Here is an 18139-nt window from a genome sequence, read left to right as displayed (position 1 = left end):
GGCCGAGCCTGTGTGAAAACGCACTGATCGCCTAAACTGAATCAACGCATTCAGATCGGGTGACTCATGAAGCGATTCGTTGAAGGCGATGACCGCAAGCAGGTCGCACTACTTCCCGAATGCGTCGATGATTACATCGGCCCGGACAATCCCGTCAGGATCATAGACGTGTTCGTCGATGAACTGAATCTTGCGGAACTCGGTTTCAACGGCGCTACGCCTGCACTCACGGGCCGCCCGTCGTACCACCCGGGCGTAATGCTCAAGGTCTATATCTACGGATATCTGAACCGTGTACCGTCGAGCCGGCGTCTTGAGCGCGAATGCCAGCGTAACGTCGAAATGATGTGGCTAACAGGACGGCTGGCACCGGACTTCAAGACGATCGCTGACTTCCGGCGCGATAACGGTGCGGCGATTCGTAACGTATGCCGGCGCTTTGTCGAACTATGCCGTGGACTGAAGCTGCTCTCCAGCGACATGGTGGCCATCGACGGCAGCAAGTTCAAGGCCGTGAACAGCCGCGACAGGAACTACACAGCAGGCAAGATCGACAAGCGTCAGCAACAGATTGAGGAAAGCGTTCAGCGATACCTCGACGCGATTGATACCGCGGACCGGACGAGCCCGACAGGCTTCGATGTCAAGACCGTGCGCCTGTACGAGAAGATTGCCCTCCTGCGCCAGCAGATGCGTGAACTCGAGCAGATCCGCGAGCAACTGAAGACGCAACCGGACAAACAGCTATCCCTTACCGATCCGGATTCCCGTTCCATGACCAGCGGCGGCAAAAGAACCGGAACGGTAGGCTACAACGTACAGGCCGCCGTGGACACGAAGCACCACCTGATCGTCGAACACGAGGTGACCAATGTCGGAGGCGATCATGGACAACTCAGCAGGATGGCCCTGGCAGCAAGGGAGGCGATGGGCAAGTCTGGACTGAAGGTGCTAGCCGATCGGGGCTACTTTAGCGGCCCTGATATCCGCGCGTGCGAACTGGCCGGCATCAAGGCGTATGTCCCCAAGCCACTCACGTCGGCCTCCAGGAAGAAAGGTCTCTTTACAAAACGCGACTTCATCTACATCGCCAAAGACGATGTCTATCGATGCCCAGCTGGTGAGCGTGCCGTTCATCGATTCACGACTGTTGAGCATGACATGAATCTGCGGGTGTACTGGCCCAGCGCCTGCCCGCGTTGCCATCTCAAGGAGCGCTGCTCGCCGAGTGACTATCGCCGCATCCGACGATGGGAGCACGAACATATACTGGAATCCATGCAGCGGCGGCTGGACCGCAAGCCAGACGCAATGACCATCCGCAGAAGTACTGTCGAGCACGTCTTCGGCACGCTCAAGCACTGGATGGGTGCCACACACTTCCTGACCCGCAAGCTTGGACCGGTGAGTACCGAAATGAGCCTTCAGGTGTTGGCTTACAACCTCTGACCTGCCCCCTTCAATAGGGCCAATGGGCTTCTAGCAAAGTCCCTTTAAACCAGCTCCTGGAAAGCGGCAGGAGCATCCGCGGTTGCCCGATGTTTCGCCGCAAACTCTGACGGCGCAAGGTAGTTCAGTGCACTGTGCGGCCGTTGCTCGTTGTAGTCCTGACGCCATGCCGCGATGACAGCCCGAGCGTGCGCGAGCGTCGTGAACCAGTGCTCGTTAAGGCATTCGTCGCGGAATTTGCCGTTGAACGATTCGATGTACGCATTCTGCGTTGGCTTGCCCGCCTGAATCAACTTCAGAGTGACGCCGTTCGCATATGCCCACTGGTCAAGCGCGCGGCTCGTAAATTCGGGTCCCTGGTCTGTTCGCACCGCCTTGGGATAGCCACGGAAGCGAGCTGCACGGTCCAATGCTCCCGAGCGACATATAAACCTGAGATACCATGGTCGACGACGATGTCGACAGCCTCTTTCGTGAAATCGTCGACGACGGTCAGGCACTTCACGCGCCGGCCGTTGGAAAGCGCATCCATCACGAAATCGATTGACCACACCTCGTTGGGTGCGCCTGGCAATGCCAGTTGCTCGCGCTCAATCATTACGCCGTGCCGACGTGCAACGGCCGACACCGATGCTCCCGGCTCCAATGTTTCCTGCACGATGGCGATTTTTTCTTGCGCCGTGCGCCGCCGACGGCGCTCCGGCTCGGTCAGAATTTCGATGCTTTCCACGTAATGACCAGGCTTACTGATAGGCACAAGACTATCCCTTATTTTAAGAGAGTCCTCGTGTCCTCAGATACGTGGGGCCGCTCCAATAGCAGATTAAAAGCCACGGCGGAAAATACATCTATATTCCCCGTCGTGGCCGATGCTTCATGTCGTTCTCGCTCGATCTAGTCACTCTGACCAATATCGAACTTAGTTGCATTTACATCCACCTCATCGGACAGTACATACACGGGACAAGTCGCTACTCGTCTCGTTCATTTCAGCCTCAACACGCGGACGTCCCGTCTTCCCTTTCTTCGGCACCTGGCCCATGTCGAACGTTCGGATACGATTGGCACTCTTGAGCATCAGGTACTGCTCCGACTTGGCGAGATACACGAGGTTCTTACGCAGCGCTTCTCGCTTCTTCGTGTCCTTCCAGTCGATCTGCCCCACACCAACACCGTGGCCGCGCTTCTCATAGCTTCTCTTCAACCACGCGGCATTGCTGTTCCAGTAATCGCCCTTGCCTTCAGTGACTACGTTCACCCAATACTCACTGATCTGCTTGGCAATATGCTCGTCGTGGTTGTGCTCTGCCGAGTAGAACAAGATCACATGCAAATGCAAGCCCGTGTCCTCGCCTTGTTCGATAGCCCATACGTAGTTCGCAATACCTGACATCAACGTATTAAACCGACGAGCGGCGAAGAAGCGGTCACGATGCTGCTGGATCACTTCCGGCGTAATCCAGCGACGAAACTGAGGTTTGTAGCGCAACGTCAATGACAGCACCAACCAACGCGATCTACCCGTCTCCTTCGAGAACATGGCCTCCTCCAACGCGAGTACATTTGTCTTATTCTTCCTTGCGTTTGCCTCTCTTAGTCGTTCACGCTCCTTGAATGCACGCGACTGGCAACGCTCACGAATCTGCTCGATCAGGATATTGAACGCATCCATGCATCGCATGCCATCAGTTCGAATCACTTCATCAGGCTGACCGAGTGCAAACGGATACTGATGACCAATCAGTCCAAGCTCCTTGCAGACATCGTAGAACACCTCTACTCTTGCCGAGTAGTGATAGACGTCTGAATAACGTTTCAGCCAGTCGTTCATGAACCGGTAATAGCGCTTTCCTAGAAAGAGTTCGCGAATCACTCGCACTCGACTGTAGCGCGTGATTTCATCAACGAACCCACCCCATCCCTTCTCAACAGCCTTAACAAACTTCTCTATCTCGAACAGGTGTCGTGACGCGTAGCCCTTGTGAATGAAGACTCGCCTCTCGCCATCTATGTCAGTTTCCTCGATGTTCGTACGCTCATCAAGACGAGCAATTACCTCCAATGCCTCCTGGTCCTCAGTTTCCATGACCTGATAATGGTATGTCGTTACAGCATGGCAACGTTGTTGATGCCGAGTCTCTTGATCTCACGTATAGCTGAACTGCCTGCAAGCCATGTCAGCCAATAATGAGTACGAGACCGTCCTTTCGCTTTCGATTGACCGTAGCAACGATCATTGTGGATTGATCTTCTCTCCTCCTTGATACAAATAGGGTATGACATTGACTTGTCACTCATCCCTCTCACCCATGAATACAAGGCCACATCGTCTCGACCACTGATACACTTGGCTCTAACGAGAGCAACATTTTGCCTTTAGTATTACATTGAATTCAACAGGCTGGAATTTCCTATCGCTTATTATCCTTTGGCATTCCATATGAAGCAATATCCAAGCATCGCTCAATCACGCGTTAATCACGGAAATTCGATCATCGACAACCAAGAGAAGCGCGGTTATTCATGACGCCCCTCATATACATACATACGCACGCAGTAGAGAGGCATAAGTAAAGCAGCACAACCATCGGCTTCCGGTAGATACGGTCCATTCAGGCAGATTCAGACCAACCGCGTGCACGGGCACACGGAGGACATCACCAGCCAAACGATGCGTTGCATTGGCCCGACAGTGAGGAATCAGGCCAATGTCAAACGCATCCAAGCTCATGTGCAGCCGAAGTACATCGTCGCCACGACTCAAACGAGCATCTACTGCGCGCACTACCGACGACCAGGTCAGCAATTTCCTATTCGACGTTGTCGCACTTCCGCAAACCTCAGCATCAATTCGACGATTTCTCAGCAGAAGCGACCATCGACATGAAAGGCAACAGCCGGTCGACGGACCACGGCCCCTCGGGCTTAGCGAGATCCTTGCCCGGAATCGGATGTCGTCGCATCCTCATGCCAGCCGTCCGAAGACACAACACTGAAATCTAACAGTGCGTCACCATATTGCCTCAAGACCATGCGATTTTTGCGACTAGTCGCATGAATCGCACTAATTCCGACGGTCTGCCGAAAATTCCTGCGCAGCAGGTATTGCGATGCCAGCCTGCTTCAACCTCTGCTGACCAATCCCGATGTGGCTCCACTGATCCCAATCCATCGACACGCTCAGTCCATGACGATTTTCACCGCAGCGTGTTGATGCGACATCCGTTGGCTTTGATTTGATTCGAGCCGGATTTCGTACACGCAATGGTACTGCGTGGTGCTGACTTGCCTCACTCACACCCATCTTTAGCCTGGCATCGGTCGGTACAGCCCGCAAACAAAGCTGATGCAAAGCGGCACCCGCGCGCCCCGCTTCGCATTTCGATTGCCTTTCTCGGCGTGATCTGGCCGTGGCTCTTGCAACACACTGATTTCGAGATTGACTACAACGGCATCGATCCGCATCGCAATCTCACTGGCGGTTCCAATATCTCCCGGTGGCGAGCACCGTCGACGACTACGATGCGCCGCTCCCCTGGTAGATGCCGGCCGACCTGCGCTGATCCGCTTCCTTACCGCACCTCAAACGTCCCACCGGTTTGCTCTGTAGGAGGTCGTTAGCGAATCGCACATAGTGAAATTGAATTGGATGTAGCGCTTGCGTTTCGCATCGACCACGATCCACACGCGGTTCATAGCGCACAGATAATCGAGCGCAGCATCGAGTCGCTGTCGAGGTCGCAACGGGCCATTCCGGAGCACTGCATTCTTTGGTGCTGCCGTGAAGCCACGGCACCTGTACTGGGAATGCAGGTAATTTTCAAGCGTCTGCGCATCGGTCTGAATCTGCGACACCACGCTCTGCGGTGAAAAGATGCGCTTGAACTCATGCAGGTGCCATTCAACAATTGCGTTTGCACGGTTCAACGAATCAACCGAGATCTTCCCTTCCTGCCTGGAAAACACGTGTAGCAGCGCGGCAATGCGCCCTGTAATCTCCAACGCCTTCGACCCGAAGTCCTTGATGTCGTGCATGTATGCGTTGGGTTGCAGCATCTGTTCGATATGATTCGCGATCACGATCCAGCGAGCCACAGCGTCGTCCGAAAACTCCAACGTCGTGCGTGCCACCTCACCGGCGTCGACACGCCGCCCGAATTCGTCGAGCAGCTCGTGCATACGCTCGTGGAATTTCGGCAAATGGATCCATTCATCGTTGAGACTGTACGTAAAGCGCACTCCCTGAGTCGAAACTGGGCAACCGATTAGATAACGCGCCAAATGCCCTGAACCCCGCATGACGTCACCCCGTCGGTCGACCATTTCCTTGAACACCTTGGGCTGGACCATGTACGAAACCGATACACGTGGATTGCGCACCACGACACTGACGCCATCGCGGCGGTCCAACGTCAACATCGGCGCACCGTCCCATGCCTTGTTAAGCACCCCCGTTTGATTCAACGCGCCGCCTTTGATGATGACCTCCCCCTCGTCCGAGACGAATGCAATCGATTCACCGTCGCCCTCGAGAGCGTCCATCAGTGCCCGTTCGGTCACGTTCTGTCGCATGATACGGCGCGCCCGAGGCTTGATCGGCTTACGCGCATTGTGGTCGGACAGTTGAATACGCGGTTCTTCGATCGACTCGCCCTCCTGCGTCAGCTTCGTGATCCGTCGATGAAGACCCGCCCCCTCCGACTTCCAGATGCGGTGCTCCTGTTCGTACTTTGCAAGATCGTCCTTGTACTTCTTCATACGACTTGTATCGAACTCGTAGAGCGGTTTCGCGACCAAATTGTGCACGCGTGTTTTGCGCTCACCGGACTCCGCCACTACGAGTAAATTCAAGGACAGCGGGCGTACCTGTCCTGTTGGCAACCGCACCTCGTAAATGCCTTGTGCTGAGACCGCCATGTCTGTCAGAAACTCCATGGCGATCAAAGCGTCCGGTGCCTGCGTATTTGTCCAAACTTCGTTGATCGCATCCCTGATGATCAGGTAAAACGCATCAATCGGATACCGCCGCGGCGACGTAAGATCAAAACTCATACGACCTCCGGCGTGTTCGTCACGTGATTGCCTTGGCTGCCACTCGCCAGGCGTTCTCGGCGTAGCCCATGCGACAGGGCAGCGACGCTCAGCATGGGAAGTTTCGTTTTTTTCATCTGCATTCCTAAATTCTACGATTTGAAATCTTCTAAACTTATGTCGATCTTATCTACACCACTGATGACCGAACATGATTCCGGCCCGGCCGGCCTTACACTGACGTTTACGTGGTCGCGTTTGTTTGCGAACCTTCGTCATTGACATGCGGGAGATTCGAACCGCAGCGCTCGCAGCGCACACGCTCTCCGGTTTCCTTGCGCTGCTTGCGTTCAGCTTCCAGCAGCGAACGGAAACCTCCCATGGAGAGCCGCAATCCCGATTTCTCCAATTCTTCGACAATTTGCTTCTGTGGAACTTCGCGCCCGATGGCGCGCTCGATGGCCAGATACGCCTTCTCGAACAGTAGAACCTTTTGCTGTTGTTTGCTGGGCTGCAAAGCGTCGAGCGATTCGACGAGGCGCTGCGCATCGGAGGATGTGCTGGGGAGTTTATTGTCGTCGTTCGTATTCATTCTTAACCTTGATTGAATAGTTCGCGGCCTGACGCCGCAATATAGGCTCCAAAATCGAAACACCTATGCTTGGCGATTGATCAGCTGCGCGAGCGCGTCGGCCGGCCAGAGCAGACGGCGGTTCGGCAATTTGACGGGGCGGAGTTCGAAGTAGCTCCCGGTCTGTGCGTAGCGCTTGCGGATCGATTGCGCGCTCAGGGAAAGCGCCGTTGCCAGTTCTTCGGTCGTCAGAAACGTGCGACCACCGAACGTTATTACTTGGTGGATGTTGCCCATATCGCCTCCTGTAGTGATGAGCGTTGACGTACACACCGTACAAATCCCCACCTTTCTTCGAGGATCAACGTCGCGATGTGGATCGTAGTTTCGCTCGATATAGGAACATCCCCTCTTACCATGGGAGGTTCCACCTAGCATTGGCGCGAGTTCACGTGGTTCAGGACGGGAAGTGGTTGTGAAGTTCGGCGTGAAGTTCGGATAGTTCGCACGGGCCGCGGAGCATAGCGGCGGTGGAAGATTCTCTGGATATACGGGTGCAGAGTTGCACAACTGGGGCAAGGCCGACACGGCGCGCAAGTCGAATCGCGCTGACGTAAAGGTGTCGCCCGAACAGATGGGGATTGCTCGGCTTCGAGCAGAACTGGTGCGGGTGAAGATCAAGCCACGACGTAGATCGCGAAGGCGTCAGCACGGATCGCACGAAACTGGTACGCCGCGCAGCGAGCGGCATAATGGCTCAGCTACTGGATTGGATACGAAAATGGCGGGCGTCCTCAGCGACCAGACTTTACGCTGGGACGGGCGCTGAGGACATCAGCGCCCGGCGATAGACTATGGCCGGGAGGATGAATCCGATCAAGCAGGAAGCATGGGCGCGACACCGACCAAAACTCAACCAATAAATCCTGACCGATTGCGCAGACGATCGGATTCCTTTTCCCAATCCGACCGCCACGCCTCGAGGTCTTGTTTCTTAAGAAAGATCTCGTCCAATTCGCGAAGCCGACGCTTTCGAACCGTGTGCAGCCAGCTTGCAACCGCGACAGGGTTCCAATGCGCCTCAACGCCTTGAGCGGGCTTCTTCTCTATACGCGCAGACTCTTTTAGCCCTTGAGGCGGGTTGGAAAAGGTTCTGTTCCATTTGCGTTGCTCCTCCTCCGACAGCGTTTTTTTTGCGAATAGATTGACGATGACTCTGGTTTGAATGCCTTTCCACGGTTGACCATCCGCAGCACCCGACATGCTGCCGTCACGAGACGAAGTATCCGATTCGGTCCCTGGCTGGGGAACAGCATCAACCGCCTGAGGCAACATGCTGCTATCGCCAGCCGAAGTATCTGCTTTGGTCCGTGACCGCGGCTTAGGAGCAGAGTCCCAAGGTCCTTCGGTAGCACGCCCCGGTCTCTGATACCCCCACTCGTCGGCCGAAAATAGCCCGGCATATGTGCTATAAAGGTGCCCGATCGCCTCGCGATCGCCGTATTGCGATGGATCGAGCCGCTTGTAGAGATCCGGTGCAAATTGGTTCACGGACGCCAGAAATTCACTTATATCAACGTTCTTGAACCTGCACCAAGCAAGAAAAAGGGGCGGCTGAACTAGACCGGATGACATTAGATGACTCTTCCAGTACGCAAAAAGCCGAAGCGCATCGCGGACCCGCCTGGATAGGAAACTCAATGTATCCCATTCGGCCAACAGTTCCTTGTCGGGAACATCTATTGGCTTGACGCCATAAACAAGGCACGCAGCGGCCAATGGCGTCCATTCCCTTTTGTTCAACCACTGAACCACTGTTTCTTCGTCAAGGTGTTCGCTAATGATTCTGGCCATTTTCGCTCGCCCCGCGTTGTTCGGGGACTATTTCGGTGACTGTGGCTGTGTTGTGGTTGGCTTGACGTCGATATTTGCTTGCACCAACAGCCACGCTTCAATCTTATCGTGCCACATCCGAAGCAGATCAAGCGGGCGCCGCCGATAATGCTTCTCGGCGATGGCGGAGGGCTTGTGCCCCTGGATCTGCGCAACAACACCGACCGGCACCTCGACCCACTCCGACAGCGTACCGAATGAGCGACGAAGTCCGTGCAATGTCACATGGGGTAGGCCTGCGACCGCCAATGCTTTACGGTGCGCAACACCGGGATCTGCAATCTTGCCATCGGCCGCTTTGGCACTCGAAAAGACCCATTGCGAAGGACTCCACTGCTCCCCCTTCGCTGCCAGCCGGGCGACTTTTTGGCTACTCGGCGGCGTCTCGTTCAATCGCTTCAGGTTCAGAAGAAGGCTCGCCAAGTACGGAGTCAGGGGTATTGTCCGGCCGCCAGAGCCCTCGACCTTGTCGTCAAGGACAAGACTTCGCCACTGGAAATCGACATCTTCCCAGCGAAGTGACGCCCATTCCTCGCGCCGCGCACCAGTTATCAGAAGGCCTTGCAGATAGGCACTGATGACCGGATTCTCGATGTCCCGTACAGCACAGAACCAGGTCTTGAGTTGTTCGCGCTGCAGAGAATCGCCCTCCTTCGCTTTGACGCGCGGCACCACCTCCTTCACTGCTCGCGACGAATAGGCATCCGCCGGAATGATTCCAGCGTAGGCCGGTGTGTCCGCCGCCCATCGAATAAACCCTCGCAATAGACGAAAGGAGAGGGCGGATACGGTAGGACGCTCCGATGACTGTGCCGCGAGCCACTGGCTCACGCACTTTCCCGTCAGGTCAGAAAGCTTGACCGGACGCAACGGCGCAAGCGGTCCCGCCTTTCTTGTGCCCATGCCGCTCTTTCGAGGTTGGCCACCAACGCCGCCGTGTTGGAGGTGATCACGGTAATGCAGCGCACCCCAAAAGGACTTACGCGTTTCGACGTAATCGTCCCACGCTTCACCAAACGTTACGTCCTTCCTCCGAGCCTCTGCCCGCCGAGCTTCATGAGCCGCCCGCTGGTCAGCCCTCACTTCCCTGGGATCTTTGCCCTCGTCAACCAGCGTTTTCAACTTGCTGGCCTCGATGCGAGCCTTACCGAGATCCCAAGCTCGAGCATCGCCGATGGTCACTCGGACTGTTTTGCCGAACAGCCTAGACTCAAAAACGTAGGCCCGCGTGCCAGCCGCAGTAACGCGCAAGCCTAGGCCAGGCGTCCTTGCGTCCCAATGGATTGTCTGCTGCTTTCCTGGCTCACACCCGAAGCCCTCAACCCGTGCCGCTGTAAAACTTTGCTTTGCCATTCCAGCCCCAAGTAGGCACCATGTAGGCAAATTGTGCGAACATAAAGGTATCTAAGTCAACGTAAAAATCGGGACGCCGTCACGTTAGACATTGTTTTCTATTGATTTTTTCGCTTACATGGATGCCGCTCCATATTCATCCATCCGCAGTCTTCAGGACTCGACGTCCTCGAGACTGAAGATCTCCGTCTGATCGTTATACGAGAAGATCTCGCCGTACCGCCCCCAGTCGATCACCGCGTCGAGCGTTTCCTCCGCCGCGCCGTCCGACAGGAAATCCTCCAGCTCCTGCTCGAAGCGCACACGCGGCGCGCGATGGCCCGGGCGCTCGTTCAGCACCTTCTTGATCCGCGCGGCCAGCGGCACGTGCTTGAGCAGATGGTCCGCGAACATCAGCTTGCGCTCCTGCGTGCCGAATTCCGCGAACACGCGCCCCGGCGGCGTCAGGAACACGTCGCCTTCGCGCACGTCGGCAAAGCCCAGATGCTGCAGCACTTCCGCGATCGGGAACAGATCGTCCACCTCCAGATGCAGCGAGCGCGCGATCTCGGGCATATCGGCGCGGCCGTGATACGGCGCCATCGCGAGCGTTTCGATCAGGCCCGCCATCAGGTTCGTCGACACCTGCGGCAGCCAGCTGCCCAGCTCGAGCCCCTTCTTCGTCGCCTCGCCGATCTGGCGCGCGGTCATCTTCGCGTAGATGTCGTCGACGAGCTTGCGGAATGCCGGATCCAGCCGGTTGCGCGGATGCTTGAACGGCACCTTGATCTCGGCGATCACGCGCCCCGGATTCGACGACAGCACCAGAATCCGGTCGCACATGAACACCGCTTCCTCGATGTTGTGCGTGACGATCAGCACCGACTTGATCGGCATGCGGCCCTGCGTCCACAGATCGAGCAGATCGGTACGCAGCGTCTCGGCCGTCAGCACGTCGAGCGCGGAGAACGGCTCGTCCATCAGCAGGATCGTCGGATCGACGACGAGCGCGCGCGCAAAGCCCACGCGCTGGCGCATGCCGCCCGACAGCTCGCGCGGATACGCGTTCTCGAAGCCGTCGAGGCCGATCAGGTCGATCGCGGCGAGTGCGCGCTCGCGCCGCTCGCGGGCGCCGACGCCGAGCGCCTCGAGGCCGGCCTCGACGTTCTGCAGCACGGTGAGCCACGGGAACAGCGCGAACGTCTGGAACACCATCGCGACGCCTTCGGCCGGCCCGCGCAACGGCTTGCCGAGATACGTGACTTCGCCGCCGGTCGGCTCGATCAGCCCCGCGATGATGCGCAGCAGCGTCGACTTGCCGGAACCGGAACGGCCGAGCAGCCCGACAATTTCGCCTTCGCGCAGCGACAGGTTCGCGTCGTCGAGCACGAGCAGTTCGCCCTGCGTCTTGTTGAAGCCGCGGCAAACGTGCTCGACGCGCAGGATTTCTTCGCCGATGCGCGGCGGCTGGGGCGTCTGAACGGGGGCGTTTACAGCATTCGGATTGTGCATCGCGTTTCGCTCTCAATCAGTCTCAGTCGAGCCGCAGCTTCGCTTCGGCGAAGGCATACAGCGGGCGCCACAGCAGGCGGTTGAACAGCGTGACGAACAGCGACATCACGGCGATGCCGAGGATGATCTTCGGGAAATCGCCGGCCGCGGTCATTTGCGCGATATACGCGCCGAGGCCGTGCGCAACGACTTTCGTGTCGCCCCACTGCACGGCTTCCGACACGATGCTCGCGTTCCACGCGCCGCCCGACGCCGTGATCGCGCCCGTCACGTAGTAAGGGAAGATGCCCGGAAGAATCGCCTGCCGCCACCATTGCCAGCCGCGAATCCGGAAGTTCGTCGCCGCCTCGCGATAGTCGTTCGGATAGGACGTCGCGCCGGCGATCACGTTGAACAGGATATACCACTGCGTGCCGAGCACGATCAGCGGCGACAGCCAGATGTCCGCGTTCAGGTGAAAGCGCGCGATCACGATCACGAACACCGGGAACAGCAGGTTCGCCGGAAACGCGGCGAGAAACTGCGCGAGCGGCTGCATCTTCTCGGCGAGCGCCGGACGCAGCCCGATCCATACGCCGATCGGCACCCACACCACCGATGCGATCGCGATCAGCACGACCACGCGCAACAGCGTGATCAGCCCGAGCACGAACACATGGCCGACCTCGTCCATCGTCACGCCGGTCGCGACGAAGCTCATCACGCGCCACAGCACGTAGGCAGTCGCGAGCAGCACGACGACGGCCCATGTGACGTCCGCGACGCGCGACGCCTTCTTCTCGACGCGCGGCAGCGTGAAGCGCATCGCGCGCGTCGGCGAAAGGCGCAGCGGAATGCGCGCGGCCTTCGCGAACAGCCAGCCGGCCGGCACGAGCAGCTGATGGATCAGCCGCGTGCGGCGCACGAGATCGAGCAGCCACGATTCCGGCGCGTTGCCCGAGCTCGTGTTCTCCATGCGGAACTTGTCGGCCCACGCGACGAGCGGCCGGAACAGCAGCTGGTCGTAGGCGAGGATCACGACCGTCATCGCGAGAATCACCCAGCCGACCGCGCCGAGATTGCGCTCGACGATCGCCTCCGCGAGGTACGCGCCGATGCCCGGCAGCGTGATCGTGTGGTTGCCGACCGTGATCGCCTCCGACGCGACGACGAAGAACCAGCCGCCCGACATCGACATCATCATGTTCCAGACCAGCCCCGGCATCGAGAACGGCACCTCGAGCTTCCAGAAGCGCTGCCAGCCGGTCAGGTGAAAGCCGCGTGACACCTCGTCGAGATCGCGCGGCACCGTGCGCAGCGACTGGTAGAAGCTGAACGTCATGTTCCACGCCTGGCTCGTGAAGATCGCGAAGATCGCCGCGAGTTCGGCGCCGAGCACGCGGCTCGGGAACAGCGCGAGGAAGAACGTGACCGTAAACGAGATATAGCCGAGCACCGGCACCGACTGCAGGATGTCGAGGATCGGGATCAGCACCATGCCGGCGCGGCGGCTTTTCGCGGCGAGCGTGCCGTACACGAGCGTGAACGCGAGCGACGCGACCATCGCGGCAAGCATCCGCAGCGTCGTGCGCAGCGCATATTCGGGCAGGTTCGACGGATCGAGCGAGATCTTCTGCGACTGCAGCGTGCCGATCGGCGCCATCGTCTCGTGGAAGCCGACAACGGCCATCGCGATCAGGCAGATGATCAGCGGAAACGCGATAAAGTCCCACCGGTTCGGCAGGACGCGCCACGCGGACGCGTTGGCGGTCCGGTTCGGATCGAATCCGACGTCCATCAGGCGCCCTCTCCGGTTAGGCCGAACGAAGCCGGCAGACGATGTTGATTCATGGCTAAGCGCACGGGCGCGGTAATTCGGTTGACTCACGATCTCACGCAGGCGCGGCGCGCTGCGTGCAAGCTGCGCCGCCGCGCGTGCTCCGGCCGAGTCGGCCCGCGACGGCACGACACTACACCAACCCGTATGTCAGGTCCAACCGTCCTGCGGGCGGCAGGCGGCGCCGCGGCGGCGCACGGAGCGTACCCGGCGCGCGGCCGGACGGGCAGGCGCGCGGGGTCGGGCAGCCCGGCCGCAGTCCCGGCCGGCATGCAGGCCCCGAATTATGCCGTGATCCGGCCCGGCCGTGAACCCGCCCGATCCGGCCCGCGCGCAAACCGTGTGCGGCGTCAGCAAGCGGACACGGCGAAGCGGGTATGATCGGGGCTTGCCCCATCGGGGTCGATCGACGCGCAGGAGGAAGGGAATGGCAGGAAACTTGGTAATCGTCTGTCGCGATCAGGACGCCGATGCGTTCTACGAGCTGATGCAGGAATACGGGTCGTTTCAGACGCGGCTGTCGTCGACGGCATGGTATCTGAACATGAACGTCGTGCCGGAATCGTTGCAGGACGAGATCCTCGAACGCCTCGGCCGCTATACGACCGTCTATATCTTCGAGGCCACCAGCGTGACCTACAACACGATCGACAGCAACGCCGCCGAGACGCTCGGCACGCTGTTCGGCGAGTGACGCCGCGCGGCGCGGCGCCCGCCCGGGCGCCGTTTCGGCCGCTTACGCCGCCTGCGCGTGCGGCTCGCCCTTCGGCACCGCGTCGAACGGGAACGTCATCGCGACGCGCAGCCCGCCTTCCGGACGGTTGCCGATGTCGCACGTCCCGCCCAGCCTGAGCACCAGCCGCTCGACGATCGCGAGCCCGAGCCCGCTGTGGCCGTTGCCGCCGCGCGCCGGATCGAGGCGTACGAACGGCCGCGTCGCGGCCGCCAAATCGCGCGGCGCGATCCCGCTGCCATGGTCGCTGACGGCCAGCACGTAGCCGGCCGGCGTGCGCGCGGTTTCGACGAGCACGGGCGGCGCGCCGTACGCATGCGCGTTGTCGAGCAGGTTCGACAGGATGCGGTCGAGCGTCGCGGTCGGCAGACAGAAGCCGGGATCGGCGGCGAGCCGCGTCTGCACCGTCGGCGCGTTCGGCGCGACCGCGCGATAGGTGCGCGCGATCCGCTCGCAGGCCTGGTCGACCGGCACCGGCTCGCTGCGGTCGGCGCCGCCGTGCGCGAACACGAGGAACTGGTCGACGATATGCGTCATCGAGTCGACATCGCGCACGACGCCGTCGCGCAGACGCGCATCGTCCATCATTTCGGCGCGCAGCCGCATCCGCGCAAGCGGCGTACGCAGGTCGTGCGCGACACCCGCCAGCATCACCGCGCGGTCGTTTTCGGCCTGCGACACCTGCTCGACCATCTGATTGAAACCGTGCGTGAGCTGGCGCAGTTCGCGCGGGCCGCGCTCGCGCAGCGGCGGCACAGGCTGCCCGCGGCCGAAGCGCGCGACCGCGCGTGCGAGCGACCGCAGCGGCTGCTGCAGCTGCCATGCCGCGAACAACGCGGCGATCACGCCGGCCGAGAAAATCGTGCCGAGCCACAGCAGCATCCGGTCGAGCGAGCGCGGCGGCCGCAGCGGCTGCACCGGCACGACGATCCAGCTACGGTCGCTCGGCTCCTTCACCCATAGCACGGGCGGCCGGCCCGGCGCGCCGATCCGCACCTGCGTGCCGGGCGGCATCCGCTCGCCGACGTCGTCGCGAAAGCGCTTGAGCGGCGCCGGCAGCGGCGGGTCGTCGTCCTTCGGCACGTCGGGGCTGTCCGGCGCGACGAGCCGCACGCGCGACGGCAGCGGCTGATCGGGCGAACGCGCGACGTGCTGGCGCACGGCGTCGACGAGGAACGCGGCCTCCTCGACCGCGTAACGCGTCTGCATCTGATTGCGTTCGAGCCGCATCGCGAAATACCACGCGAAGTGCGACAGCAGCAGCACGCCGACGACAAGCAGCGCGAGCCGGCCGAACAGCGAATCAATGGGTTTGCGCATGGGCCTCGCCGTCGGGCACGAACACGTAGCCGCGCCCGCGGACCGTCTGGATGAAGCGCGGCGTCGACGGATCGGTCTCGAGGATGCGGCGCAGGCGCCACACCTGGACGTCGATGCCGCGGTCGGTACCGTCGTACTCGGGCCCGTGCAGCAGCTCGAGCAGCCGCTCGCGCGTGAGCGTGCGCAGCGCGTGGTTCACGAAAATCTTCAGCAGCGCGAATTCGCTGCTCGACAGCGTCGCCGGCTTGCCGTCGATCGACAGCGTGCGCGCCTGGAAGTCGAGCACGAAGCGGCCGAATGCGAACGGCTCGCGCTGCTCCGGGGCGGCGGCGGACGGCGTCGCGCGGCGGCGGCGCAGCACGGCCTGCACGCGTGCGAGCAGCTCGCGCGGATTGAACGGCTTGCCGAGGTAATCGTCCGCGCCGAGCTCGAGCCCGACGATGCGGTCTACGTCGTCCGCGCGCGCGGTCAGCATGATCACCGGGATGTCGTCGCCCGACGCGCGCAGCTGACGCAGCGCGGTGAGGCCGTCCACGCCCGGCATCATGAGGTCGAGCACGATGAGGTCGGGGCGCTCGCGCTCGAGGCGCTTTTCGAGCGTTGCCGCGTCGTGCAGCACGGACACTTCCATCCCCTGGCGCACGAGATAGTCGCGCAGCAGGTCGCGGAGTTCTTGGTCGTCGTCGACGATGAGGATCTGGGTAGTCATGGCTCGAAGTTTACCGCGCACGGGCGGCGTCGAAGAACGAAACAAAGGGACGAAAGGGTTACTGCGGGTTACCGTGCAAGCGAACTGTAATGGGCGGTAACCCGGCCGCCACCCCGCGTAACATCGGCCGGCGCCTGCGCCGCTAACCTGCGTCTTACCGGATGCGGCAGCCGGGTCGCCCCGCGGCCGCATCGCCGGACCCTCTGAATACAAGGAGTTTCTGAAATGTATAAGAAGACTTCCCGCGTGGCCATGGCGGCCGCCACCGTGCTCGCCCTCGCATTCGGCACCGCGCATGCCGCCCAGTCCGCCGACGCGCCGCCGCAACGCGGCCCCGGCATGCACCACATGCACGATCACGACGGCGGCCCGTTCGGCGTGATGCTGAAGCTGCACGATCAGCTGAAGTTGAACGCGTCGCAGGAACAGCAGTGGCAGACCGCGCTCAACACGATGAAGCAGAACCGCGAAGCGATGCGCAAGAGCCACGAACAGATGCGCGAGCAATTCAAGGCGCAGCAGAACCAGCCGATCCTCGACCTGAACGCGATGCACACGGCGCGCCAGCAGGCCGAGCAGCAGAACGCACAGCTGCGCGAGCAGACGTCGGCCGCATGGCTCGCGTTCTACAACGGGCTGAACGACCAGCAGAAGGCCACGGTCAGCACCGCGCTCAAGCAGCAGTTCGCACGCATGGAACAGCGCCACGAGCAGATGAAGGCGCGCTGGCAGCAGCATCGCGAAGCCGCGAAGGCGGCGAAGGCCGCTTCGGCGCCGGCGCAGTAAGCGCCCGGCTCGCCGCCGCGCGCGGCGGCGCGGGGGACGCGGCCTTGCGGCCGGCGTCCCCTGTTTCGTTTCAGGCGTCGTGGCCGGCCACGTCGAACAGCAGAACCTCGGCCTCGCGCCCCTGTGTCAGCGCAACGGTATCGACGCCGGCGATCCGCACGCCGTCGCCCGCACCCAGCGGATGACCGCCGATCTCGACGTCGCCGCGCACGACGTGCGCGTAGACCCGGCGCCCGGCCGGCACGGCGTGGACGACACGCTCGTCGCCGTCGATCAGTGCCGCGAAGATGCGTGCATCGGCGTCGACGCGCAGCGCCCCGTCGCGCGCGTCCGGCGACGCGATCGGCTGCAGCCGGCCGCGCTTGTCCTCCTCGGCGAAATAGCGATGCGCGTAGTCGGGCGCGCCGCCGCGCGCGTCCGGCGCGAGCCGGATCCGCAACAGCCGCACCGGCCGCTCATGCGACGCGTTGGCTTCGCTGACCATGATGCCGGCGCCCGCGCGTGTGCGCTGCACGCCGCCGGCGCGCACGATCGCGCCGTTACCGAGCGTGTCGCGATAGCCGAGCGCGCCGTCGAGCACGATCGTCAGAATCTCGACGTCGCGGTACGGCTGCATCCCGAACCCGCGCGTCGGCGCGATGCACGCTTCGGTGAGCTCGAGCAGCGCGCCGTAACGCGGCGGCACGCGGCCCGCGCCGTCGCACGGAAAACTGTGACGGGATTCGTGCCAGCCGTAGCTGCGCTGATCGCGATCGACGGCGCGGCGGATCTGGAACATGAGGCGACACTCCGTGAAACCTGTTTTTCTGGATAGGCTGCACTGTAGGGGCGCGCCGATTCGGCAACAATCCGCGCGCACGCACCGCATCGTTGCATTCGCGCACGCAATCGACGCAATGACCGTTGCCAATAGAACGATTACCGCAACAGCCGAAGCAAAGAATCGCGCGGCCGGCCCGATTGCCGTTTTCCGGGTATCGCGTTCGG

The 18139-nt window shown here is 60.9% G+C and carries 14 protein-coding genes and 2 pseudogenes; 3 read left to right on the top strand and 13 right to left on the bottom strand.

Annotated features, from left to right (window positions below; genetic code table 11):
• Nucleotides 1-66: 66 nt before the first annotated feature.
• Nucleotides 67-1449: an IS1182 family transposase gene (locus tag BCR55_RS11485; protein WP_006489043.1), complete on the top strand. Its 1383-nt coding sequence runs from the start codon at nucleotides 67-69 to the stop codon at nucleotides 1447-1449.
• A 44-nt stretch (nucleotides 1450-1493) separates the two neighbouring features.
• Here the strand turns inward: BCR55_RS11485 and BCR55_RS11480 are convergent.
• The 10 genes and pseudogenes from BCR55_RS11480 to BCR55_RS11445 form a co-directional block, all read right to left on the bottom strand.
• Nucleotides 1494-2062: pseudogene (locus BCR55_RS11480) on the bottom strand (IS3-like element ISBam2 family transposase); the annotation flags it as partial.
• A pseudogene (locus BCR55_RS33870) lies at nucleotides 2048-2206 on the bottom strand (transposase); the annotation flags it as partial. The pseudogenes BCR55_RS11480 and BCR55_RS33870, both read right to left, overlap by 15 nt.
• Before the next feature lie 183 nt (nucleotides 2207-2389).
• Entirely contained in the window at nucleotides 2390-3535 is a 1146-nt protein-coding gene (locus tag BCR55_RS11475; RefSeq protein WP_034178584.1) for an inovirus-type Gp2 protein, read from the bottom strand.
• 1496 nt (nucleotides 3536-5031) lie between these two features.
• A complete protein-coding gene (locus BCR55_RS11470; RefSeq protein WP_006482148.1) occupies nucleotides 5032-6501 on the bottom strand; it encodes a YfjI family protein in 1470 nt (489 codons plus the stop codon).
• A gap of 223 nt (nucleotides 6502-6724) precedes the next feature.
• Nucleotides 6725-7072 carry a hypothetical protein gene (locus tag BCR55_RS30595; RefSeq protein WP_006482143.1) on the bottom strand — a complete coding sequence of 116 codons (348 nt, stop codon included), beginning with the start codon at nucleotides 7070-7072 and terminating at the stop codon, nucleotides 6725-6727.
• A 63-nt stretch (nucleotides 7073-7135) separates the two neighbouring features.
• A complete protein-coding gene (locus tag BCR55_RS11460) occupies nucleotides 7136-7348 on the bottom strand; it encodes an AlpA family transcriptional regulator (RefSeq protein WP_006482147.1) in 213 nt (70 codons plus the stop codon).
• Between the two features lie 615 nt (nucleotides 7349-7963).
• Complete coding sequence (locus tag BCR55_RS32355; protein ID WP_012492806.1) at nucleotides 7964-8905, bottom strand: hypothetical protein; 942 nt, start codon at nucleotides 8903-8905, stop codon at nucleotides 7964-7966.
• A 27-nt stretch (nucleotides 8906-8932) separates the two neighbouring features.
• A complete protein-coding gene (locus tag BCR55_RS11455; RefSeq protein WP_006482144.1) occupies nucleotides 8933-10297 on the bottom strand; it encodes an integrase family protein in 1365 nt (454 codons plus the stop codon).
• Nucleotides 10298-10450: 153 nt separating this feature from the next.
• Nucleotides 10451-11788 (bottom strand): AAA-associated domain-containing protein, encoded by a 1338-nt coding sequence (locus BCR55_RS11450; RefSeq protein ID WP_006398651.1) that lies wholly within the window; start codon nucleotides 11786-11788, stop codon nucleotides 10451-10453.
• 22 nt (nucleotides 11789-11810) lie between these two features.
• Nucleotides 11811-13565 carry an ABC transporter permease subunit gene (locus BCR55_RS11445; protein WP_006398650.1) on the bottom strand — a complete coding sequence of 585 codons (1755 nt, stop codon included), beginning with the start codon at nucleotides 13563-13565 and terminating at the stop codon, nucleotides 11811-11813.
• 466 nt (nucleotides 13566-14031) lie between these two features.
• Here BCR55_RS11445 and BCR55_RS11440 point away from each other — a divergent pair, with 466 nt between their 5' ends.
• On the top strand, nucleotides 14032-14298 hold the full coding sequence (locus tag BCR55_RS11440; RefSeq protein ID WP_006398649.1) for a hypothetical protein: 267 nt from the start codon (nucleotides 14032-14034) through the stop codon (nucleotides 14296-14298).
• A 42-nt stretch (nucleotides 14299-14340) separates the two neighbouring features.
• On the opposite strand, the gene BCR55_RS11435 is transcribed toward BCR55_RS11440, so the two are convergent.
• Both BCR55_RS11435 and BCR55_RS11430 read right to left on the bottom strand, forming a co-directional pair.
• Nucleotides 14341-15657 carry an ATP-binding protein gene (locus BCR55_RS11435; RefSeq protein WP_006405798.1) on the bottom strand — a complete coding sequence of 439 codons (1317 nt, stop codon included), beginning with the start codon at nucleotides 15655-15657 and terminating at the stop codon, nucleotides 14341-14343.
• Nucleotides 15641-16366 carry a response regulator gene (locus BCR55_RS11430; RefSeq protein WP_006398647.1) on the bottom strand — a complete coding sequence of 242 codons (726 nt, stop codon included), beginning with the start codon at nucleotides 16364-16366 and terminating at the stop codon, nucleotides 15641-15643. Before BCR55_RS11430 ends, BCR55_RS11435 begins: the two co-directional genes overlap by 17 nt.
• A 225-nt stretch (nucleotides 16367-16591) precedes the next feature.
• On the opposite strand from BCR55_RS11430, the gene BCR55_RS11425 reads away from it, so the two are divergent.
• A complete protein-coding gene (locus tag BCR55_RS11425) occupies nucleotides 16592-17152 on the top strand; it encodes a periplasmic heavy metal sensor (RefSeq protein ID WP_006405799.1) in 561 nt (186 codons plus the stop codon).
• A gap of 70 nt (nucleotides 17153-17222) precedes the next feature.
• Here the strand turns inward: BCR55_RS11425 and BCR55_RS11420 are convergent, their stop codons facing one another.
• Complete coding sequence (locus BCR55_RS11420) at nucleotides 17223-17930, bottom strand: pirin family protein (protein WP_006405800.1); 708 nt, start codon at nucleotides 17928-17930, stop codon at nucleotides 17223-17225.
• Nucleotides 17931-18139 lie beyond the last annotated feature (209 nt).

The organism is Burkholderia sp. CCA53, assembly GCF_001685525.1.
GTDB classification, from domain to species: domain Bacteria; phylum Pseudomonadota; class Gammaproteobacteria; order Burkholderiales; family Burkholderiaceae; genus Burkholderia; species Burkholderia multivorans.
This window is presented reverse-complemented; position numbering and strand designations above follow the sequence as displayed.